Source organism: Gelidimonas diazotrophica, assembly GCF_055694025.1.
Map to the genome: position 1 here is coordinate 2,793,177 of NZ_CM146349.1, position 22,553 is coordinate 2,815,729.

Annotated in this window: 22 protein-coding genes; 13 read left to right on the forward strand and 9 right to left on the reverse strand. The window is 56.5% G+C overall.

Features of this window, described 5'->3' with window-relative positions; translation table 11 throughout:
• Positions 1-7: 7 nt before the first annotated feature.
• From KGFNPO_RS12930 to KGFNPO_RS12950, 5 genes are all read right to left on the reverse strand, one after another.
• Positions 8-1,714, reverse strand: coding sequence for a methyl-accepting chemotaxis protein (locus KGFNPO_RS12930; RefSeq protein WP_472631666.1), 1,707 nt, complete (start codon positions 1,712-1,714; stop codon positions 8-10).
• A 427-nt stretch (positions 1,715-2,141) separates the two neighbouring features.
• A complete protein-coding gene (locus tag KGFNPO_RS12935) occupies positions 2,142-3,335 on the reverse strand; it encodes an aminotransferase-like domain-containing protein (RefSeq protein ID WP_472631667.1) in 1,194 nt (397 codons plus the stop codon).
• A gap of 144 nt (positions 3,336-3,479) precedes the next feature.
• Positions 3,480-3,938: a RidA family protein gene (locus tag KGFNPO_RS12940; RefSeq protein ID WP_472631668.1), complete on the reverse strand. Its 459-nt coding sequence runs from the start codon at positions 3,936-3,938 to the stop codon at positions 3,480-3,482.
• 143 nt (positions 3,939-4,081) lie between these two features.
• A complete protein-coding gene (locus tag KGFNPO_RS12945) occupies positions 4,082-4,672 on the reverse strand; it encodes a LysE family translocator (protein ID WP_472631669.1) in 591 nt (196 codons plus the stop codon).
• 9 nt (positions 4,673-4,681) lie between these two features.
• Positions 4,682-4,975: a DUF2917 domain-containing protein gene (locus KGFNPO_RS12950; RefSeq protein WP_472631670.1), complete on the reverse strand. Its 294-nt coding sequence runs from the start codon at positions 4,973-4,975 to the stop codon at positions 4,682-4,684.
• A 119-nt stretch (positions 4,976-5,094) separates the two neighbouring features.
• On the opposite strand from KGFNPO_RS12950, the gene KGFNPO_RS12955 reads away from it, so the two are divergent.
• Both KGFNPO_RS12955 and KGFNPO_RS12960 read left to right on the forward strand, forming a co-directional pair.
• Positions 5,095-6,540, forward strand: coding sequence for an aminotransferase-like domain-containing protein (locus KGFNPO_RS12955; protein WP_472631671.1), 1,446 nt, complete (start codon positions 5,095-5,097; stop codon positions 6,538-6,540).
• A gap of 224 nt (positions 6,541-6,764) precedes the next feature.
• Positions 6,765-6,989 (forward strand): glycine zipper 2TM domain-containing protein, encoded by a 225-nt coding sequence (locus tag KGFNPO_RS12960; RefSeq protein WP_472631672.1) that lies wholly within the window; start codon positions 6,765-6,767, stop codon positions 6,987-6,989.
• An 86-nt stretch (positions 6,990-7,075) separates the two neighbouring features.
• On the opposite strand, the gene KGFNPO_RS12965 is transcribed toward KGFNPO_RS12960, so the two are convergent.
• On the reverse strand, positions 7,076-8,041 hold the full coding sequence (locus tag KGFNPO_RS12965; RefSeq protein ID WP_472631673.1) for a chemotaxis protein: 966 nt from the start codon (positions 8,039-8,041) through the stop codon (positions 7,076-7,078).
• A gap of 314 nt (positions 8,042-8,355) precedes the next feature.
• On the opposite strand from KGFNPO_RS12965, the gene htpG reads away from it, so the two are divergent.
• From htpG to KGFNPO_RS12990, 5 genes are all read left to right on the forward strand, one after another.
• On the forward strand, positions 8,356-10,269 hold the full coding sequence (gene htpG / locus KGFNPO_RS12970) for a molecular chaperone HtpG (protein ID WP_472631674.1): 1,914 nt from the start codon (positions 8,356-8,358) through the stop codon (positions 10,267-10,269).
• Between the two features lie 432 nt (positions 10,270-10,701).
• On the forward strand, positions 10,702-11,250 hold the full coding sequence (locus KGFNPO_RS12975; protein ID WP_472631675.1) for a hypothetical protein: 549 nt from the start codon (positions 10,702-10,704) through the stop codon (positions 11,248-11,250).
• Positions 11,251-11,758: 508 nt separating this feature from the next.
• On the forward strand, positions 11,759-12,598 hold the full coding sequence (locus KGFNPO_RS12980) for a DUF6920 family protein (RefSeq protein ID WP_472631676.1): 840 nt from the start codon (positions 11,759-11,761) through the stop codon (positions 12,596-12,598).
• Between the two features lie 314 nt (positions 12,599-12,912).
• A complete protein-coding gene (locus tag KGFNPO_RS12985) occupies positions 12,913-14,484 on the forward strand; it encodes a methyl-accepting chemotaxis protein (RefSeq protein WP_472631677.1) in 1,572 nt (523 codons plus the stop codon).
• Between the two features lie 228 nt (positions 14,485-14,712).
• Positions 14,713-15,120: a ribonucleotide reductase subunit alpha gene (locus KGFNPO_RS12990; RefSeq protein WP_472631678.1), complete on the forward strand. Its 408-nt coding sequence runs from the start codon at positions 14,713-14,715 to the stop codon at positions 15,118-15,120.
• Between the two features lie 170 nt (positions 15,121-15,290).
• On the opposite strand, the gene KGFNPO_RS12995 is transcribed toward KGFNPO_RS12990, so the two are convergent.
• On the reverse strand, positions 15,291-15,749 hold the full coding sequence (locus KGFNPO_RS12995; RefSeq protein ID WP_472631679.1) for an outer membrane lipoprotein: 459 nt from the start codon (positions 15,747-15,749) through the stop codon (positions 15,291-15,293).
• 176 nt (positions 15,750-15,925) lie between these two features.
• Between KGFNPO_RS12995 and KGFNPO_RS13000 the strand changes: the two genes are divergently transcribed.
• A complete protein-coding gene (locus KGFNPO_RS13000; RefSeq protein ID WP_472631680.1) occupies positions 15,926-16,777 on the forward strand; it encodes a fumarylacetoacetate hydrolase family protein in 852 nt (283 codons plus the stop codon).
• A gap of 53 nt (positions 16,778-16,830) precedes the next feature.
• Here the strand turns inward: KGFNPO_RS13000 and maiA are convergent, their stop codons facing one another.
• Positions 16,831-17,517, reverse strand: coding sequence for a maleylacetoacetate isomerase (maiA, locus tag KGFNPO_RS13005; RefSeq protein WP_472631681.1), 687 nt, complete (start codon positions 17,515-17,517; stop codon positions 16,831-16,833).
• A gap of 126 nt (positions 17,518-17,643) precedes the next feature.
• Complete coding sequence (locus KGFNPO_RS13010) at positions 17,644-18,339, reverse strand: fumarylacetoacetate hydrolase family protein (RefSeq protein ID WP_472631682.1); 696 nt, start codon at positions 18,337-18,339, stop codon at positions 17,644-17,646.
• A 176-nt stretch (positions 18,340-18,515) separates the two neighbouring features.
• Here KGFNPO_RS13010 and ybgC point away from each other — a divergent pair, with 176 nt between their 5' ends.
• The 5 genes from ybgC to tolB all read left to right on the forward strand — a co-directional run bounded on the left by ybgC (position 18,516) and on the right by tolB (position 22,538).
• Positions 18,516-18,917, forward strand: a complete 402-nt coding sequence (gene ybgC, locus KGFNPO_RS13015) for a tol-pal system-associated acyl-CoA thioesterase (RefSeq protein WP_472631683.1) — start codon at positions 18,516-18,518, stop codon at positions 18,915-18,917.
• 79 nt (positions 18,918-18,996) lie between these two features.
• Entirely contained in the window at positions 18,997-19,698 is a 702-nt protein-coding gene (tolQ, locus tag KGFNPO_RS13020) for a protein TolQ (protein ID WP_472631684.1), read from the forward strand.
• 11 nt (positions 19,699-19,709) lie between these two features.
• Positions 19,710-20,162, forward strand: coding sequence for a biopolymer transporter ExbD (locus KGFNPO_RS13025; RefSeq protein ID WP_472631685.1), 453 nt, complete (start codon positions 19,710-19,712; stop codon positions 20,160-20,162).
• Between the two features lie 16 nt (positions 20,163-20,178).
• Positions 20,179-21,261: a cell envelope integrity protein TolA gene (gene tolA / locus KGFNPO_RS13030; RefSeq protein ID WP_472631686.1), complete on the forward strand. Its 1,083-nt coding sequence runs from the start codon at positions 20,179-20,181 to the stop codon at positions 21,259-21,261.
• Between the two features lie 5 nt (positions 21,262-21,266).
• Positions 21,267-22,538, forward strand: a complete 1,272-nt coding sequence (gene tolB, locus KGFNPO_RS13035) for a Tol-Pal system beta propeller repeat protein TolB (protein ID WP_472631687.1) — start codon at positions 21,267-21,269, stop codon at positions 22,536-22,538.
• The last annotated feature ends 15 nt before the right edge of the window (positions 22,539-22,553 follow it).

Below are 22,553 nucleotides of genomic sequence, written 5' to 3' on the forward strand. Positions count from 1 at the left end.
GCACATCTTAAAACTCTTCCCACTCGTCAGCCTTGCCTGCTGGCGCATTGACGATTCTTTTGACTTGCAGCGAACCGTTGGCGGCCGGCGGCGCAAGGGTCTTCCGGTTGCGTATTGCGAGGCCGGCATTGGCATCAACCTTGGCCAGCGGCGCCACCGCCAGCGCATGAATTTGATTGAGCTTGAAAATGCCGACAACTTGCGACAGATTGCCGGCCTGATTCTGCAACGATGCGGCGGCGGCAGCAGCTTGTTCCACCAGCGCCGCATTTTGTTGCGTGACCTGATCCATCTGGCTGATGGCTTGATTGATTTGCTCGATGCCGGAAGTCTGTTCCTGGCTGGCGGAACTGATCTCGCCCATGATGTCTGTGACCCGTTTGACGCTCTCCATGATCTCGCTCATGGTGGCGCCGGCCTGGTCGACCAGCCTGGCGCCCTGGTCCACTTTATCTACCGAGTCGCCAATCAGTGTCTTGATTTCCTTCGCGGCACTGGCGCTGCGCTGCGCCAGGCTGCGCACTTCGGTTGCGACTACTGCAAAGCCACGGCCCTGCTCACCGGCGCGGGCCGCTTCGACTGCAGCGTTCAGGGCCAGGATATTGGTCTGGAACGCAATGCCGTCGATGACGCCGATGATGTCGACGATCTTGCGCGACGAGGCATTGATCGAATCCATTGTATCGACCACTTGCGCCACCACCGCGCCGCCCTTGGCGGCAACCTCCGATGCGGATGCTGCCAACTGGTTGGCCTGGTGCGCATTGTCGGCATTCTGCAGCACGGTATTGGTCAATTCTTCCATTGAGGAAGCAGTTTCTTGCAGCGAACTGGCTTGCTGCTCGGTGCGCGACGACAAATCCATGTTGCCGGCTGCAATTTGGTCCGATCCGGTAGCGATGGTGTCGGTGCCGGTGCGCACCTCGCCGACGATCTTCACCAGGCTATCGTTCATGTCCTTCAAGGCTTGCATCAACTGCCCGGTTTCATCCCTGGAACGGACTTCAATCTGCTGCGTCAAATCGCCTGCGGCAACGCCACGCGCAATCTTTACTGCTACCTCCAGCGGGCGTGAAATGGCGCGCACCAGCCAGATGCCGACTATCGCTGCCAGCAACAAGCCAAACAGGATGCCGGCGATGCAGCTAATGAACACCCAGTGATAGATGGTTTGCGATTGTTCAAACTCTTGTTTAGCGCCATCGATCTGATGCTTGATCAGCGCATTGATGTCGGCTTCGACCGGGATGAACAGTTGCGTTATCGGCCCATTCAGAATTTCGGCGGCCAGTTGCCCGCTCCCCGCCCGCAGCGCTGCGACTGCCGGCAACAAGCCATCGGCCACGAATTTATTGCGATTTTCCGTAAATTGATCGGCGATTTTTTTATCTTCCGCAGTGCGCACGTGGGCCTGGTATTCGCCCCACACTGTGCCAATAATTTGTATATTGGCTTCCACCAGATTCATTTGCTTGCCAAGCGCGGCCAAGTCCCCTGTCACTGCTTTGGCAATGATCAACTGGTTGGAGTCAATCAATCGGATCACCTGATCAAGTTGCCCGGTGGATATCAGTCGATCGGCATACAGCGACTTCATCGCGTCATTGGCGAAACCGAGGCTGACGATGCCAATCACGCCGCCGATGATCAATTGAAAAGACAAAAAAGTAATCACGAAAATCAAGCGTGATTTGATGGTGAGATTCTTTAGCATGTATGCATCCTAAATATTGACGGGCACCAATCAGGTGCAAAATTACGTTGAAAATTTTAACCACCGGCACACTTTTTCAGTACTACTTTGTTATTTTCGATCAGACCGGCAATGTTGAGGATGTCCCCGCTACGGGTTGATCATCTGGCTATCATTGCCGGTTATCAACTATGCCTTAAGGGTCTTTCGGTGTCACTTTTTATTTCCGGGTGAGCGCGCATACGCAGCGGAAATGCTTGTAAAAATTACTCTTAACTCAAATTAAGAGTGGGAGTATGCTTAAAAACACGGTAGTTTTCGCATTATATTAATGCACCATCAATAATACATATGCAGGTATAAATAAAATGGGCCTGCGGCACGCCGTTTGACGTGCCGCAGGCCCATTTGATAACGCCAGTTGTTGCGGCTGGCGTTATTACCGCATTTACATGCTGGCCGCGATCAGCTTGCCCAGGATGGCGACACCCTCGCGGATTTTTTCCGGCGGCACGGTCACGAAACTCAGGCGCAACGTATTCGCTACAGGCGCATTGGCATAGAACGGCGCGCCCGGCACGAAGGCGACGTTGTGCGCGATCGCTGCATCCAGCAGCTTCTTGCTGTCGATGTGTTTCGGCAAGGTAACCCAGATGAACATGCCGCCTTCCGGACGGGTCCAGCGCACATCGGACGGGAAAAATTCTTCCAGCGCGGCCAGCATGGCCTGGCATTGGCCGGCGTACAGCGCGCGTATGGTCGGGATGTGTTTATCGAGGAAGCCATCCTTGATGACTTCATACACCGCCATCTGCGTCAGTTGTGCAGTATGCAAATCGGCTGCCTGTTTGGCCTGCTCCAGCTTGCGCACCAGCGGTTGCGGCGCCACCACATAACCGAGCCGGATGCCGGGCGTGAGTACCTTGGAGAACGAACCCATGTAAATCACGCCATCCGGATTCATATTCAGCATCTTCGGCTTCGGCTCGGCGCGGTAACTGAGCGCGCCGTAAGGATCGTCCTCGATCAGCGGCAAACCCAGACGCGCGCAGGTTTCCACCAACTCCTGGCGACGCGCAACCGACAGGCTGCGGCCGGTCGGATTCTGGAAGTTCGGCAATGCGTACAACATGCGCGCATCCTTGCCCATTACGGCCACCGAAGACGGCACCAGACCGGCATCATCGGTGTCGACCGAGACGAATTCCGGGCCATAGACAGAAAATGCCTGCAACGCGCCCAGATAGCTGGGCGTTTCAACCAGCACCCGACTGCCCTCGTCGATCATCACCTTGCCCAGCAAATCCAGCGCCTGCTGCGAGCCCGACACCATCAGCACCTGATCCGGCACAATCACCGAACCCGGAATCGACAGCGAATCGGCAATCCACTCGCGCAGCGGCTGGTAACCGTCGGTCGGGCCGTATTGCAATGCCACTCGTCCCTGGCTAGACAGCACTTTGTCGAAGGCGGCGCGCATCTGCTCGATCGGGAAAGTCGCCGGCGACGGCAGGCCGCCGGCAAACGATATGATTTCCGGGCGCATCGTGATTTTCAGAATTTCACGGATGGCCGAGCTTTCCAACTGTTGTGCGCGTTGGGCAAAGTGCCATTGGATCGGGTTCGGGTTTTCAATTTTCATTTCGTCTCTTTGGAGTGATGGCACTTGCCACCGGGTCGGGCCGGCTTGTGGCTGGCGCTCAGGGCGGCATTGGGTAAATGCCGCCGCTTCGGATCGGACGTGCCGGCACCAGGCACGAGTAATAGTTATTGCGTTATTGCGGCTTTAAGCGATTTCCGCGATCAATTCGATTTCGACGCAAGCGCCCAGCGGCAATTGCGCTACGCCGAAGGCCGAACGCGCATGCTTGCCCTGTTCGCCAAAAATCTCGCCGATCAGTTCGGAGGCGCCATTGGTCACCAGATGCTGCTCGGTATACTCGCCGGTCGAATTGACCAGGCTCATCACTTTGACGATGCGGGTGACGCGGTTCAGATCGCCGCCGCACGCGGCCTGCAGCGTTGCGATCAGGTCGATCGCCACCGCGCGCGCGGCCAGCTTGCCCTCTTCGGTCGAGATATTCTTGCCCAATTGACCCACCCACACTTTGCCGTCTTTCTTGGCAAGATGGCCGGACAAGAAAACGGTATTGCCGGTTTGCGCAAACATCACGTAGGCTGCCGCCGGCGCTGCGACCGCAGGCAGTTCAATGTTGAGTGCGGCGAGTTTTTTGTAAAAAGACATGGTATTCCTCATTGGATTCAAAAAATGGAGCGATTTTCTTGTGAATGGTGTGGGTTACTGCGTCGCAGCTGCGCAGTCCTTTTCATCCATTATGCCCTTGTGTGCCGGTGATTATCTCAAAACGCCGGCATTGCTGCCAAACATTACTGCCAGATCGCCAGCGAAGAATATACCGTCAGCAGAATCATCACCACGCAAAACACGCGCTGCCATTTAGGTTCCTTCAAATGATGACGCAGTGTCGCGCCGGTGCCGGCCCACACCACGATGCAGGGCAGATTGATCGCGCAAAAGACCAGGCAGAACAAAGCGATGGCAAGCCACACCGGCTGCAGCGCCGGCAAAAAGGCCGCAACGCCGGTCAGCGCCATGACCCAGGCTTTCGGGTTGGCGAACTGAAATAGCGAAGCTCCCAGAAACGACATCGGTCTGGCATCCGCAGAAGTATTGTGTTTAAAAGCAATCGAGCGCAGCTGCCAGGCCAGATACAGCAGATAAGCCGAACCCATGACCTTGAGCCCGGTATGTGCGGCCGGCACTGCCAGAATCAGGCTGCCGATACCGACCGCGCACAGCAACAACATCACGCCGAAGCCGAAGGTCACGCCCAGCATGTGCGGGATGGTGCGCTTGAAACCGAACACGATGCCGGACGAAGTCAGCATGATGTTGTTCGGCCCCGGCGTGATGGACGAGACGAAAGCGAACAGGGCTAGCGGAAATAGAGGCTCCATGATGATTCCTTATCCGACCGATGCGTATGCAGTGGTGTCTTCTGTCGATTGCCGATCAGCAGCCTGCAGCGACGGCAGGAAATCGATACGGCTGAAGCCCTGGTCCGCCTCAATCACCACATGCCGTCCAGCGATCAATGCCAGGGTATCGCCATCGAACAGCCAGTAATCGTTCTTGTCTCCTGCAATGGTGACCCAGACGCGGCCGCAATCGACCTGCAGCGTCAGCGCGGCATCGGCGCTGACAGAAATCAACTGACCCGGCTGCAAAACCAGGAAATCATAGACTTCGATGTTTTTCATGCTGACTCCTTGAATGGGTTTGATGTATGCTAATCGAAAAAACCAATACAGTACCAGTACAGTTGACCAGATAAATTGAAGACTGTACTGGCAATATGACCAATACACAGGAAAGCGCGATGGATAGGCAACTCACCCGAGACTCAGGCACTTCGCTGGTAAACCAGATCGTGCGCTCGGTCGAAGCGCGCATTGAGGACAAGCTGCTGCGCACCGGTGCGCGCATGCCGTCGATCCGCCAGTATGCTGACAGCAGTGCGGTGTCGCGCTTTACCGTGGTCGAGGCGTACGACCGGCTGGTGGCCAACGGTTATCTGGAATCGCGCCGCGGCTCCGGCTTTTATGTGCGGGAACGCTCGCCGCTGCTGGCGGCGATCGATCCGAATCACCCGCCCCGCAGCGCGCCGCCGCAGCTCGATGTGGCGTGGTTGGTGCGCAGCATGTTTCGCCCGACGCCGCCGCAAAAAATGCCCGGCATCGGGCTGCTGCCGCATGATTTTCTGGACGGCGAGCTGATCGCCAATGGCTTGCGCGCGGTCAGCCGCCAGCACCAGAACTTGCTGCTGCATTACGGCACGCCGCAAGGATTTTTACCGCTGCGCCAGCAATTGCAGCTGAAACTGGCGGCGCTGGAAATCGCCGCCACGCCGCAACAGATCATCACCACCTCCGGCGTGACGCAGGCGCTGGACCTGATCGCACGCCAGTTCACGCAGCCGGGCGACACCATCTTCGTCGATGATCCGGCCTGGTTCCTGATGTTCGGCTCATTCACGATGCTGGGCGCCAAGGTGATCGGCATCCCGCGCCTGCCGGACGGCCCCGACATCGCCCAACTGGCGGAACTGGCCGCGCTGCACAAACCCAAGCTGTTCGTGATCAATTCGGTGCTGCACAATCCAACCTCGACCTCGCTCTCCAGCGCCAAGGCGTTTCAAGTGCTGAAACTGGCCGAACAACACGACTTCATCATCGTCGAAGACGACATCTATTGCGACATGCACCCCGGCAGCAACGTGCAGCCGGCCACCCGCATCGCCTCGCTCGATCAGCTGAACCGGGTGATTTACCTGGGTGGCTTTTCCAAGACGCTGGCGGCCAATCTGCGCGTCGGCTTCATCGCCACCTCGCGCGAGCGGGCCCAGCAATTGTCGGACCGCAAGATGCTGACCGCGCTGACCACCAGTGAAATCGGCGAGCGCGTGGTCTACAAGATCCTGTCCGAAGGCCATTACCGCAAACACACCGAGCGCCTGCGCAGCCGGCTGGACGCGGTACGCGACCAGAGCATCAAGTGGCTGGAAAGCATCGGCATGACTATCGACATCAGCACCCCGGCCGGCATGTTCGTCTGGGCCGACACCGGCTGCGACACCAATGTGCTGGCGGAAAAGGCGATGAATGAAGATATCCTGCTGGCCCCCGGCTGCCTGTTCTCGCCCAGTCAGCTGCCATCGCGGCGCATGCGCCTCAACGTCGCCACGCTGTCCGACCCGGAGGTGCGGGCGTTCCTGGAACGGGAAAGTGGGGCTGCGCCGCACGCGGGCTTTCCCAGCAATGGATAGTTGGCGAGTATATTTAAAACACTACGTAACATAAGCGGAAACAGCACTGTTTCAGACTATACTCCATTGGTATATGGATTGCGCTGCGGGCACTGAAAAATTGCAACGATTCGTAATATTTTTGAACTATCGACGGGAATCGACTCAAATAATTACACGCTGCCAATTTTAGAATTGGTGGGCGCGAATGTATTTATTCGTTTATTTTTTATAGAGGTGATCTCATGAAAACAATACAAAAATTGGCAGTTAATACGATCGCTGTGGCAGCATTTCTAGCGCTGGCCGGGTGTTCCGGCATGTCGCGGCAGGATAAAAGCACGGCAGTTGGCGCAGGTGTTGGTGCGGTGGGCGGTGCGGTGCTGACTGGCGGCGACGCGCTTGGGACAGTCGGCGGCGCCGCAGTCGGCGGCGTCATCGGGCATGAAGTGAACAAACCCAGAAGATAAGCGAAAAACGCCTGCGGTAGAAGCGTGTGCAGGAGGCAAGGCCGCAGACCTTGCCTCCTGCTCAACTTCTTGATGAACTTCTCAAATTAAGCTGCAGGCTGTCCCAGCACCCGTCGGATAGTGCCGGCCAGATCTTCGGCCACGAATTTAGCCACGTAGGCATCCGCGCCGACGCTTTTGACGTGCTCTTCGTTGGTCGAACCCGTCAGCGAGGAATGAATCACCACCGGGATCGATCTGAAGCGCGGGTCCTGCTTGATTTTTCGGGTCAGGGTAAAGCCATCCATTTCCGGCATTTCCAGATCGGTCAGCACCAGCGCAACCTTGTCTTGCACCGTCTTGCCCTCGGCCAGTGCGGCGTCGGCGATGGTCTGCAGGCGCTCCCAGGCTTCCTTGCCGGTCTTGGTCATGATGAACGGCGCACCCATCGCGTTCAGCCCATGCTCGATCAGAGTGCGCGCCATCATCGAGTCGTCTGCCGCCAAAATCACCGCACCGGGCGGCAACGCTAAGGCCGGACCGACAGTGCCGGGATTGATATCCACCTGAGTTGCCGGCATGACATCGTGCAGGATCTGCTCCACGTCCAGCACTTGCGCCAGGCGAGTGCCGTCGATGTCGCCATCGAGTCGGGCAATGCTGGTTACCATGCCGCCCACCATGCTCGACTCGGCCGACAACACCTGACTCCATTCCAGCCGCACGATCTCTTCCACGGATTCGACCGCAAAGGCTTGGGTGGAACGCGCATATTCGGTCACCAGCAGAATATTCAATCCGCTCTTTGGCGTGCAGCCGACAATCGCCGGCAGGTCGATCACCGGGATGATCTGGCCGCGAATATTCGCCACCCCCATCATGTGCGGCAGCGCGCCGGCGACGCTGGTAATGGTCGGCATCGCGAGAATTTCACGCACTTTGAAGACGTTGATGCCGAACAGTTCGGAGCGATCGGCATTGATCGCGTCCCCCAATCGGAACAGCAGCAGTTCAAACTTGTTGTTTGCTGTCAGATTGGTTCTTTCATCGACTTCCTGCTGCACTGTACTCATATATCCACCCCTGGCGCTGTATGCAATTGACGTTTATTAAAGATTATTGTGGTTGCTGCTGACATTGAACGGAGTTGTCTTCCAGCACTAAAGTATCGCTGAAAATTCGTGATTTATAACGGATTTTTTAAGCATATCTTTAACGAAACAACGCAATTCCTGCAAATCTCCGGGCGCGCAGCACGCTTCCCGGCAAGCTTGCGCTGTGCAATTCGGCCTATCGCCGCAACAGCGCCGGCGCTTTGTCTTGAAATCAATTTCATCACCCCCATTTTTGCACCATCTATTCAACAAAGTTCCACCACGAGGTATACATGACTGTTTCCGAAAAGCAAACCCTGGGATTCCAGGCCGAAGTCACGCAACTGTTGCAGTTGATGATCCATTCCTTGTACTCCAACAAGGAAATTTTCCTGCGCGAATTGGTATCGAATGCGTCGGATGCGTCCGACAAACTACGTTACGAAGCGATCCATAACGCCGATTTGTTCGAGAACGATCCGGAACTGAAGATCAAAATCACTTTCGACAAGGCGGCGCGCACGATTTCGGTCTCCGACAACGGCATCGGCATGAGCCGCGACGAAGCGATTGAACATCTGGGCACGATTGCCAAATCCGGCACAAAGGAATTTTTCGGCCGCCTGTCTGGCGACGAGCAAAAAGATGCAGCGCTGATCGGCCAGTTCGGGGTCGGCTTTTATTCCGGCTTCATCGTGGCCGACAAGATCACGGTCGAAACCCGCCGCGCCGGCGCGCCAGCCAGTGAAGGCGTGCGCTGGGAATCTACCGGCGCCGGCGACTTCAGCGTCGAAGCTATCGACAAGCCATCGCGCGGCACCGACATCACGCTGCATCTGCGCGAAGGCGAGGACGAGTTCCTGTCATCCTGGAAACTGAAAACGATTATCCGCACCTATTCCGACCATATCCCGCTGCCGATCCTGATGCCGAAAGAGGAATGGGACGAAGAGAAGAAGGAAACCGTCGTCAAGGATGAATTCGAAACCGTCAATCAAGCCAGCGCACTGTGGGCGCGCAGCAAGTCCGACATCACGCCGGAACAGTACGACGAATTCTACAAACACGTATCGCACGATTTCCAGGCACCGCTAATCCATACCCACAACCGGGTCGAAGGCCGCAGCGAATACACGCAATTGCTGTACATCCCATCGCACGCGCCGTTCGACATGTGGGACCGCAACAAGCGCGGCGGCATCAAGCTGTACGTGAAGCGCGTCTTCATCATGGACGATGCCGAACAACTGATGCCGGTCTACCTGCGCTTCGTCAAGGGCATCATCGACTCCAACGACCTGCCGCTGAACGTCTCGCGTGAAATCCTGCAAGAGTCGCGCGATGTGAAAGCAATCCGCGAAGGCTCGACCAAGCGCGTGCTGGGCATGCTGGAAGAAATGGCGAACGCCGACGAACAAGAGAAAAAAGACCAGTACGTGACTTTCTGGACCGAATTTGGCCAGGTTCTGAAAGAAGGCATCGGCGAGGACGCCGGCAACAAGGAACGCATCGCCAAACTGTTGCGCATGGCCTCCACCCAGAGCGACAGCGACCAGCAAAATGTCTCGTTTGCCGATTATGTGGCGCGCATGAAAGAAGGCCAGGACAAGATTTATTACGTCACCGGTGAATCGTATGCAGCCGCCAAGAACAGCCCGCACCTGGAAATTTTCCGCAAGAAAGGCGTCGAAGTATTGATTCTGTCCGACCGCGTCGATGAATGGATGCTGTCGTTCCTGACCGAGTTCGAAGGCCGCGAACTGGTATCGGTAGCCAAAGGCGGCCTCGATCTGGGCGCGCTGGAAGACGAAGCCGAGAAGAAGCAGCATGAAGAAACCCAGACCGAATACAAGGACTTGGTTGAAAAAATGAAGGAAGCGCTGACCGACAAGGCCAAGGAAGTGCGCGTCACTTTCCGCCTGACCGATTCGCCGGCCTGTCTGGTAGCGGACGAACACGAACTCTCCGGCAACCTGCTGCGCATGTTGAAGGCAGCGGGACAAGCGGCACCAGAATCGAAGCCGATTCTGGAAATCAACCCGAGCCATCCTCTGGTGCAACGCCTGAAGCTTGAAGATGCCAAGTTTGCCGACTGGGCCAACCTGTTGTTCGATCAAGCAGCGCTGGCAGAAGGCGGCCAATTGGCCGATCCATCAGGCTTCGTCAAGCGCTTGAACGCGATGTTGCTGGACATGGCAAGCAAGTAATAAGTTAGTGTCGAATAGGGGTATGCCGGCCATGTCGGCATACCCGTCGTTGGATTCCTTCCTGCGCTCTATTCTGTGCGCAATATCTCGGTTTTCTGGATGGCAATAGGCTGCTATTGGCAGAAATCGGCCATTTCTATTTTTCTGGCAACCAGACATTTGAATTTAGCCTTGACACACGCAATGACGCCATCAATGTAACGCCAAACTTATCAAGTCTCTTGATCTACTAGAAAAGCGTTCCAGTGCTTGAAGTGTTTCACGATAATCTAGCATTGTGCGCACATACAGTTTGATGTCAAAGTTAGCACTGGTGCGGCTTATGGAGGGTCAAACTAAGGTACTTATCAGTCTTCCAACCTGTATACCGGCTCATCCTATCTGTATAGGTACCAGTTAGCCTTAATTCCGGCGAGGCCATCGGCAGCACACATGAAAAAAAATCATATCAAACAATATCTAAGATGCATTACGCCAACGATAGGCGATCCAACTTTCTCTTTGTTGAAATCACATCTGCTTTTTGAGGAACTTCTACGCGCACACTTGAATCGGGTTCTTCCCCATGCCAACGCTCTGGATGGAGCAAGGTTTACTTTCGCCCAACTCTTGGCGGTTGCCAGGGCGGTTAGCTCAACAGTGGCATCGGACCACTGGATATGGAAAGGGATTGCGGACCTAAATAAGTTGCGGAATCTACTCGCGCATGACATCCAAGCAAGCTCTTTCAACGATAAGATGAAAGCATACATCGAGTTCGTTATAACTAGTATCGGTGTCCCGTTGCCGCCCGCATCAGCACGAATTGAGGAAGGGTTTCCAAGCACTAACCCAGAGCCTCATTACTTGGCAGTCGATATAGCAACAATCGGGCTTTATCACCATGCTGCGTCAGTCCTTGGCTTTGATGTAGGTGTCATGCTTGCTGATGATGTGCAACATACGAGCACTATTCATGTACCCGAACCGAAGTCCGGGTAAGGTCGCAATACGGTCTAACTTTTCATTCCAGCGTACGCCAGCCAGGTAGTGCGGGTGAAACCCGCGCTACTCTAGCGCTAGGTGGGTTTCACCCACCCTACTAAGCTGTATTTGAGGCTTGTGCGACTGGTCCGCTCAGGGTCGGAACCAACCCATTACATCTGCGCCGCACCGGCCTTGAAAACGATGGTTTTTCTCACACACCCCATCCATGTCCATGCAGCGTGCGCCGACAAGGCCAATGCGCGTCACCTTTCGTTTGACCTATTCGCCGGCCTGTCCGGCAGTCTGTCGCGCATGTTGAAGGCGGCAGGAATGTGGAGGAAAATGTAATTATTCAGTTCGCTATGGAAAATCTTTAAACCGAAGCAGTTTCTGTAGGAGCGCACCCGGGCGCGATTCCCCCCGTAGCTATTCGCAATCCGGTCGCGCCCGTGTGCACTCCTACAAGACGCGCCATTGCACTTCACTTTTGATTAATATGCGACTGAACAACTACAGGAAAGCCATGCTTCTCATAATCGTTGGCTTGGTCGTCGCGGCGGCTGCAAGCCTCTACGGAAAATTCCGCTGGGAATCGGGCACGCGAGGACTGCGCGACCGGATCGAAGCCGCCAGACTTCCGATCGAGCCCAAGGTCTTCGATAGACATGAACTGGAGAATCTGCCCGCACCGGTTCAGCGCTATTTTCGCGCCGTGTTGCAGCATGGGCAGCCGATCGTGGCCGCCGTCAGCGTGGAGCACATCGGAACTTTCAACATGGGCGAGACGGACGAACGGTGGAAACCGTTCAGCTCCACCCAGCGCGTGGTCACCCGTCGCCCCGGCTTTGACTGGGACGGCAGCATCGCGATGCTGCCCGGCCTGCCGGTGCGGGTGCATGACGCCTACGTTGCGGGCGAAGGCATCCTGCATGCGGCGGTGCTCGGGCTGGTATCCATGGTTAACCTGCGCGGCACGGGCGCAGTGGCACAGGGCGAATTGATGCGATTTTTTGCCGAAGCCGCCTGGTACCCGACCGCGCTGCTGCCGAGCCAGCACGTACTCTGGGAGGCCGTCGACGACCATTCCGCCCGCGCCACGCTGAAAGATGGCGACCTCACGCTGACGCTGCTGTTCCGCTTCAATGAAGACGGACTGATCGACACCGTGCGCGCCGAAGCGCGCGGCCGGACGGTAGGCGGCGCAATGGTGCCCACACCTTGGCAGGGCCGGTTCTGGAATTATGCAATGCGTGATGGCATGCGCGTGCCCTTGGACGGTGAAGTAGCCTGGTTGCTGCCGGAAGGACCGAAACCCTACTGGCGCGGGCACATCACCAAACTGCGCTACGAGTTCGCACAATGACCGAAAACAGCCGAATCACACATTGCTTAAAGGCCTTGGGCCGCATATGGTAAGGCGCCAATACATGGCAGCCCAGTAACAAGTTAGCGTCACACTGCAGGTATGCCTGCCATGTCGGCATACCCGAAGCGGTATTTGCACTACCGCGTTCTTTCATCGGCAGGAAATATTTCTCCTGCAGACTCCCAATAAAATCAAATCGGCCGGCGACGTCTGTCAATATTGCTGCGCAACAAAAACTTATTCAAGTAATACCATATGTTGCTGATATCATAACTGGCCAATTACAATTATTGTCTCCCTGAAAGCAATGTATGCGTCTGAACACGCCCATCAACGATACCGAATGCCATTTGCAAGATGGTCATGCCATCATTTCCAAAACCGATTTACAGGGCAATATCCACTACGTTAATGCGTATTTCGCTGAAGTCAGCGGCTTTTCGGAAGCGGAGTTGATCGGCGCGCCGCAAAACATCTTGCGCCATCCGGATATGCCCGAGGAAGCTTTTGCCGATATGTGGCGCTGCATCAAAGCCGGCTTGCCCTGGACTGGAATGGTAAAGAATCGTTGCAAAAACGGGAATTTTTACTGGGTATTTTCGACTGTGACGCCGGTGATAGAAAACGGCGTGCCGGTGGGCTATATGTCGGTGCGCGCCAAACCGAGCCGCGAGCAGGTTGTTGCCGCAACCAAACTGTATAAGGAAATCCGGGAAGGCAATCCAAACCGGCTCGCCATCAGACATGGCAGCGCCACCGCAACCGGATTGCGTAGCAAGATTGCTGCCATCCGAGGCATGCCACTGGATTGGCGTATCGGGCTCAACATTGCTCCATTGTTGTTGATTATTGCTGTTCTAGGGATGCTGGCATGGACTGGCGGCAATAACGTCCGCACCGAGAGCAATGGCTGGGTGGCCGGCATCGCCACGCTCGCCATCGCGCTCACTCTGTACCTGTGGTACAGCTTGCATGCAAACGTCATTGCCCCGCTGGCGCTGGCAATCGATACTGCCCACGCCTTGGTCGGCGGCGATCTGACGCAGCAAGTCAATATCGAACGCAACGATGACCTGGGAAAATTGTTACGCGCGTTGGGGCAACTCAGCATCAACATGCGCGCCATCATCGGCGACTTGCATAGCAATTTGGACCAGATCATCGTCGACACCAGTGAAATCGCCAGCGGCAATATGGACTTGTCGGGTCGGACCGAATCGCAGGCAGCCAGCCTGGAAGAAACCGCATCCAGCATGGAAGAACTGGCGTCAACCGTATTGCAAAACGCCGACAATGCGGCCCAGGCCAATGCGCTAGCCGGCGCCGCTTCCACTATCGCGGAAAAAGGCAGCGTGATCGTATCGAGTGTAATCACGACCATGGGCGATATCAGCCTGTCTGCCCGGAGGATAGGCGATATCATCGGGTTGATTGACGGCATCGCGTTCCAGACCAATATCCTGGCATTGAACGCGGCGGTAGAAGCCGCCCGCGCCGGCGAACAGGGGCGCGGCTTTGCGGTGGTGGCCACCGAAGTGCGCAATCTGGCGCAGCGCAGTGCCAGTGCCGCGAAGGAGATCAAGGTGCTGATCGACGACTCGGTCACTAAAGTGGATGCCGGCACCGCTCTGGTCGATCAGGCCGGAGCAACCATGAATGAGGTCATGTCCTCGGTCCAGCGCGTTGCCCGCATCATGGGCGAGATATCCTCGGCCTCGCGCGAACAAAGTGCCGGCATCAGCCAGGTCAATGATGCGGTCACACAAATGGATGAAGCTACGCAGCAAAATGCGGCGCTGGTCGAACAGGCTGCCGCTGCCGCCACGAGTCTGGAACACCAATCGGCCAAGCTGATGCAGGCGATTTTGATCTTCAAATTGTAAGGAGCGTTTTCAGGCCGCGCCCAGCCCAAAATGGTGTCGCGGCAATCTGAATAATGCGCAAGGCCATCTGATACTGGGATCGCTCGCAGCCGCTAACGGCGCGGTTCCAGTAAAATTGCCAGGCGCGTCGGCTCCCAACTACGGCAAGATCGAACCGGGAATAGCGACGAAAAACCCATTCAAGCGGGATCGAGCAGTTGATCCGCCCAACCACGGAACTGAAAAACCATGTCCATCTCCAACTTTGAAGACTTGCTGCAAGCGGCAGCGCAACAACCCGACCCGCAGCGCTTGCTGTTTGTGTTCGCGAAAAAAGAATTGCCGGACGACCATGTCGAAACGGAAGCACAAAATTTCCAGGCCGGCTTGGGCGGCGCATTGACTCCGGTCGTGTGCGTGGACAAGACGCTGGATGCACTGAGTAATTTTGCCGCTCTGGTGCAGGAATCGGAACAGACCGGGCAGCACTGGGATGTGGTGCTGGTCGCTTGCCTGTCGGGCAAGAACGGCATCATGCCGAGCGCGTCCGAAGCGGATCAGGGCTTGAAAAAAATGGTCAGCGCAGTACAGACCGGCGCCAAACTATCGCAGTTTATCGCCTTCGACCGCGCCGGCGATCCGCTGCAGTTCGCCTGATGCACAAATAAATACTGAACGTTGTATTTTTTAATACCGCATGAATATATGCGGTAATAGCATTGTTTTTGCTGATACTCCGGCATAAACCAGCTATCTCGCGGCGCTTACAAGTTCACGTCTGGGCACTGCAGAAAGAAATCAACAGCCCTGGAACATCGAAGCGCCGATCAATGGGTAACCCGTATCGTACGGCCGGACGACAGCAAACGTACCCGGTCGCCGGCACGGAAAAATTCATCGGCGTCCTGGGTGACGGCGCGCAAGCTGCCGTTATCAAGCTTGACGGTGATTTCCAGCCCAGGCCGGTTCACCATATTGGCTTCGACATTCTGACCCACCAGACCGCCGGCGACCGCTCCGATGATGCCGGCCACAATCGCGCCATTGCCGCCGCCGATGCTGGAGCCGGCCGCAACCGCACCGACTGCGCCGCCGGCCAGTTGGCCGACGCCGCTGGAGCCTTTGTCGATCCGCACTTCGCGCACCGACTCGACCACGCCCAGGCGTATGGTTTGCTCGCCCTGCGCTTGTCTGCTGCTGTAAACATTGGCGGAATTCGGCGCCACCGCGCATCCGGCCAGCGCGGTCAAACTGACCAAACTGGCGACTAAAATCTGTTTTTTCATGTTGTGGGCTCCGCTTGGATTGATGATGCAAAATTGTGTACTTATTTATTTTACCGCTTCCAGTCGGACGACTTTTGCGCCAACCGGCAGCAGAACGCGCTATCTGACCGACTTGCTATAAAATCCATCTCCACTCCATGCCTGCGCACATGGCCGCTCACCCATTAAGAAAAATTATGAAACTAGTACGTTACGGCCGTCCCGGCAAAGAAAAACCAGGTTTGATCGACGCCGAAGGCAAATTGCGCGATCTGTCGGGCATCATTGCCGACATCGGCAATGATCAATTGTCCGACAAGGCACTAGCCAAACTGGCAAAACTGCAGCCGGACACGCTGCCGCTGGTGCGCGGCAATCCGCGCTTCGGCGTGCCGCTGGCGCAAGTCGGCAAGTTCATCGCCATCGGCCTGAATTACGCCGATCACGCGGCAGAAGCGGGCTTGCCGAAGCCACCTGAGCCGATCATTTTCATGAAAGCCACGTCCTGCCTGTCCGGTCCGGACGATCCGATCATGCTGCCCAAAGGCTCGAAGAAAACCGACTGGGAAGTGGAGCTGGGCGTGGTCATCGGCAGCAAGGCGCAATCCGTCACCGAAAAGGATGCGCTGCAATATGTGGCCGGCTATTGCGTGGTCAACGATGTGTCGGAACGCAAATATCAACTGGAACTCGGCTCGCAATGGGACAAGGGCAAGGGTTGCGACACTTTCGGCCCGGTCGGTCCGTGGCTGGTGACGCGCGATGAAGTGCCGAATCCGCAGCGGCTGAACCTGTATCTGGACTTGAACGACGAACGGATGCAGACCGGCAGCACCAAAACCATGATTTTTTCGATCGCCAAACTGGTCAGCTATGTCAGCCGCTTCATGACGCTGATGCCGGGCGACATCATCACCACCGGCACCCCGCCGGGTGTCGGCATGGCGCTGACGCCGCAACGTTTCCTCAAGCCGGGCGACCGACTGACGCTGGGAATTGCCGGCTTGGGCGAGCAGCAGCAAGAAGTGATTGCTTATCAGAAACCGTGAGTTAGTCGCAAAAACTTGTGGTTAGTAGTGCAGGCCTCCGTGCCTGCACTACTTTATTCAGCGTCCGGTTGATTCTCGGGCGCTGCAGCGACAAATGCACCCTGTTCCATGCAGGCAGCGCGGATGCGCAACAGGGTCGGCATTGCGCTTAAATTGCAGTCAACGCGCTCGGCATTGTATATCTGCGGAATCAGACAGCAATCGGCCAGCGTCGGCGTTTCGCCATAACAATACGTTCCCACCCGCGCATCGGCGGACAGGGTTTGTTCCAGCGCCGCCAAGCCTTGCTCGCACCAGTGGCGATACCAGGCGTTTCTATCTTCCTGCTCCACCTTCAACTGCCGCGCCAGATAACGCAACACGCGCAAATTGTTGAGCGGATGGATATCGCAGGCAATCGACAACGCGATGCCGCGCACATAGGCGCGCGCCAGCGGCGTCGGCGGCAAGAGCGCCACCGCCGGGTAGGCTTCTTCCAGATACTCGATGATGGCAAGCGATTGCCTGAGCACCGGAGCAGATGATTCGGCCTCGGACTCGGCTCCAGATTCGAGCCCGCTGTCGTCGATCAGCACCGGCACCAGCGCCTCCGGATTGCGTTGCAGATATTCGGGCGAGAATTGCGCGCCGCCCTGCCGCAGCAGATGCACCGGAATTACATCGTAAGCCAAGCCTTTCAGATTCAGTGCGATGCGCACCCGGTACGAAGCTGAGCTGCGGAAATAGCTATACAGTTTCATGGCAAGGGCACCTCATTATGCAAGGGGTATAGTAAAAAATTGTGCGTTTACCGCATAGTTTCATTGACTTGCAAAAAATACATGCAATAGTATATTTTCCACGCAAAAACACGCGGGGGCCGGCAATCACACGATTCTGAGCGATAACGATTCCAGGCCAGCGATCCCGCCTTCCAGCAGATCGCCCGGCACCACTGCCGCCACGCCGGCCGGAGTGCCGGTAAAGATCAGATCGCCCGGCTGCAATGCATAAAATTTCGAACAATGCGCAATGATTTCAGGAACGCTCCAGATCAACTGGTCCAGCGTGCTGTGTTGGCGCACTGTGCCATTCACTTTGAGTTCGATGCGCGCATTGGCAGCCAGCGCGCACTGCGACACCGGATGGATCGGCCCGATCGGTGCTGAACCATCAAAACCCTTGCCGGTACACCACGGCCGGCCCAGTTTCTTGGCTTCACTTTGCAAATCGCGGCGCGTCATGTCCAGCCCGACCGCGTAACCCCACACATGCTGCAAGGCAGCATCGGCGTCGATGTCCTGGCCGCCTTTGCCGATGGCGATCACCAGTTCGATTTCATGCTGCAAGTCGGCAGTCTGGGTCGGATATGCCATCTGCCCTACCGCACCAATCGGCACCGGCAGCACGGCGTCCGCCGGCTTCATGAAGAAAAATGGCGCTTCGCGGCCGGTTCCGCCCATCTCCTGGGCGTGCTCGACATAGTTGCGCCCGACACAATAAATGCGATGGACCGGGAAAAAGACGGAATCTCCGGCTACCGGTACGGCGGCAGGAGCAGGTGGCGGAAAAACGAATTGCATCGGAGCTCCTCGAAAGGGCAGAATTTATCTGACTGCAGATAAGAAAATACCGGCTCAATACTTCCGGCAAAGACGGCTGAAAATAACTTGTATCACAGCATGATGGCTAGCGCCTTATAATAAGCGCCAGAATCACAAAGCATCGTGCGTCCACTATTTTTATTCAAAGTTCAATAATGACCAACAATTTCAGCTGGTGTGTGCGTGTCTATTATGAAGACACCGATGCCGGCGGTGTCGTGTTTTATGCCAATTACCTGAAGTTTTTCGAACGCGCACGTAGCGAATGGCTGCGCGACGCCGGCGTCGGGCAGCAATCGTTGATGGATACTGACGGAGTCATGTTTGTCGTCACCAGCACTGCAGTCGATTATCTTGCTCCCGCAAAACTCGACGATGAACTCAAGCTGACGGTCGTGGTCGAAAAGCTGGGACGGGCCTCGGTGCAATTCGTTCAGCAAGCCTGGCGCGGTGAACAGTTGATGACCACCGGCCGGATCAAGGTCGCTTGCGTAGATGTGAAATTGTTCCAACCGCGCCCGATACCAGCACGCGTTCTGTTGAAAATTACGCCATAAAACATATTGCGACGATATTGCGCTGCCTCAGGCAGCGTGTCCGCCCACCGATGAACCAGCCCCAAACACAACATAATCCATGACTGTCACTCAAGATCTCTCGTTCTTCGCCCTGATTACCAACGCATCCGTCATCGTGCAACTGATCATGGCCTTGCTGTTGGCCGTGTCACTGATGAGTTGGACCTACATTTTCCGCAAAACGTTTGCCATCAGGGCGGCGCGCGCGCAAACCGAAGAATTCGAGCGCGCCTTTTGGTCCGGCGGCAATCTGAGCACGCTGTATCAGGATGCAACTTCCAACCGGCGCCAGAGCAATGGCGAAACCGGCGCGCTGGAACGCATCTTCACCGCCGGCATGGGCGAATATCTGAAGGGGCAAGCGTCCTACACCAAAAAAGACATCACCGACGCCGGCGCGATGCTGGATGGCGCCCGCCGTGCGATGCGCGCAGCCTTTCAGCGCGAAATGGATGCTCTGGAATCGCATCTGGCCTTTCTGGCATCAGTCGGTTCGGTCTCGCCCTATGTCGGCCTGTTCGGCACCGTCTGGGGCATCATGAATGCGTTTCGCGGGCTGGCCAACGTGCAGCAGGCCACGCTGTCGGCGGTGGCGCCGGGGATCGCCGAAGCGCTGATCGCCACCGCGATCGGCCTGTTCGCAGCGATTCCGGCGGTAGTCGCTTATAACCGGTTCTCGCATGACATCGATCGGCTGGCAATCCGTTTTGAGAGCTTCGTCGAGGAATTCTCGAACATCCTGCAACGCCAGGCGCACTAAGGAAAGCCCATATGACCACGTCAATCTCAGGCTCGATGCGCGGCGGTCGCGCCCGCAAGTTCAAATCCGAAATCAATGTCGTGCCCTACATCGACGTGATGCTGGTGCTGCTGGTGATCTTCATGGCGGCAGCCCCGATGCCGAACCCCGGCATGGTGGATTTGCCGAACGCCGGCAAATCGGCGCTGCCGCCGAGCCAATATATCGAAGTGATTCTGAAAAAAGATGCCAACGCACAAATCCGCATCAATGCCCCAAGCCAGAACAGCGCCGGGGGCGACGCCACCACTGCAAAAAACCACCCGGTGCTGCTGGAAAATTTACGCGAACTGCACCAGCAATATCCTGAGATGCCGCTGATGATTTCAGCCGAAAAAAACATCATTTATGACGATGTGGTGCAAGTCATTTCAGACGCAAAAAAAATCGGCATCAATCGCGTCGGACTCGCGGCCAAACAGTGAAAGCCGTCATAAATCCATGAACGAATCGACGCCCTATTCCGTTCCACATGAGCCCGGCCGCTGGCGCGCCTTCGCTCTTGCTGCGGTGGTCCACGTGGCACTGTTCGCCTTCCTGTGGTTCGGCATCCGCTGGCAAAACGAAAAACCGCTTACGGTCGAAGCTGAAATCTGGAGCCCGAACACGCAGGAAGCCGCACCCGTAGCTGTGCAGAAAATACCGGAACCGCAACCAGAGCCCCAGCCAGAACCAGAACCGCCAATCGAAAAAGTGGTTGAAAAACCGGCGCCCATACCTGAGAAACCGGCGCCCATACCTGAGCCGCGTCCCGTGGTTGCAACGCCGCCGGTAGTAAAACCCGATATCGCACTGGAGCAGGAAAAAAAACGCAAGGCACGGCAAGAGCAACAGGAGCGGGAGCAAGAACGGCTGGAGCAAAAGCGCCATGAAAAAGACCTCTTGAATGAAAAGCAGGCACAGAAGGAAAAAGAAGCGTTGCAGCGAAAAGAAGTACAGAAAGAAAAAGACGCGTTAAAGCAAAAAGAAGCGCAGAAAGAAGCGCAAAGGGAAAAAGACGCGGCACAGGCTGAGCAAGAAAAAGCGCTGGCACAGAAAAAACGCGAAGAAAAAGAAGCCAGCAAGATTGCCGCCGCGGCGCAGGAAAAAAAGCACAAGCAGGAACTTGCCAAACAGGCCGCGCTCGCTGCGGATGACGCAAAACTTGCCAAATTGCGCGATGCAGAGATGCGCCGCATGACGGGAGGAACCAGCAGCGCCAGCGGTAGCGGCGGCGCCGGCACTGCCGCCAAATCGCAGGGCAATCGCGGTGACCCGGGGTATGGCGACCGCATCAAGGGGAAAATTAAATCGAACACGATCTTTAACGTGCCCAACGACCTGAATGGCAATCCTGCCGCAGTCTATGAAGTCAACCTGCTTCCCGACGGCTCCATTCAGAGCCTAAAATTGCAGAAATCTTCCGGCGTGCCCGGCTTTGACGACGCAGTCAAGCGCGGCATAGCAAAGTCGGAACCGTTTCCAAAAGATAAATCGGGACAGGTTCCATCCAGCTTCGAATTGACATACAAACCGAAAGACTAATGACCATGACGAAAAAAACCTTACTGCGCGCCGCCATGGCGATGTGCCTCACCGTGTCGGCCTTCGCGCATGCCCAGTTGCGGGTCGAAATTTCCGGCGTAGGCGCCAACCAGATACCGGTCGCCCTCGCCTCCTTCGCCAACGAATCGATCGCGCCGCAACAGGTCAGCGCCATCATCAGGGACGACCTGACCCGCAGCGGCATGTTCAAGATCATCGACACCGGCAGCGTGCTGTCGGAGACGTCGTCCGTCAATCTCGGCGACTGGAAATCGCGCGGCGCCGATGCGCTGGTGGTCGGCAGCGTGCAGCGACTGGCGGACGGCCGCTTCGATGTCCGCTACAAATTGCTCGATACCGTTAAATCGGCGCAACTCTCAGCCTTGGCGCTGGCAGCGCAACCGCAATTCACCCGGGTCACCGCGCACAAGATCGCCGACGATATTTATGAAAAACTGACCGGCAGCCGGGGCGCTTTCTCCACCCGTATCGCGTATGTCACCAAGGCCGGCAACGAGTACCGCCTTGAAGTGGCCGATGCCGATGGCGAAGGCACCCAGATTGCCTTGCGCTCCAAAGAACCGATAATCTCGCCTGCATGGTCGCCGGATGGGACCAAGGTGGCTTATGTGTCATTCGAGGCCAAAAAGCCGGTGATCTATGTGCAAAACCTGATCACCCGCCAAAGAACCGTGCTGGCCGGCTTCAAGGGCAGCAACTCCGCTCCGTCATGGTCGCCGGATGGCAGCAAACTGGCGGTGGCGCTGGCGCGCAACGGCCTGACCCAGGTCTACAGCATCAGCCAGGATGGCAGCAACGTGCGTCGCCTGACCAACACCAATGGCATCGATACCGAACCGCAATTCTCGGCTGACGGCCAAAGCATCTATTTCACCAGCGACCGCAGCGGCGGCCCGCAGATCTACAAGATGGGCGCCAACGGCGGCGAGGCACAGCGCGTCACTTTCAACGGCACCTACAACATCAGTCCGCGCATCTCGCCCGATGGCAAACTGTTGGCCTATATCTCACGCCGCAATGGCCAGTTCCAGCTATACGTTCTGGACCTCGCCAACGCACAAGAACAACGACTGTCTGACACAGCCAAGGACGAATCGCCGAGTTTTTCAGCCAACAGCAAGTACCTGATGTACGCAACCGAAGCCGGCAATCGCGGCTCGCTTGCGGTGGTATCTGTTGATGGCCGTGCCAAATACCGCCTGACCACCAGGGCCGGCGATATCCGGGAACCCACTTGGGGTCCTTTCATGAAATAATGTTTTTATCAACGT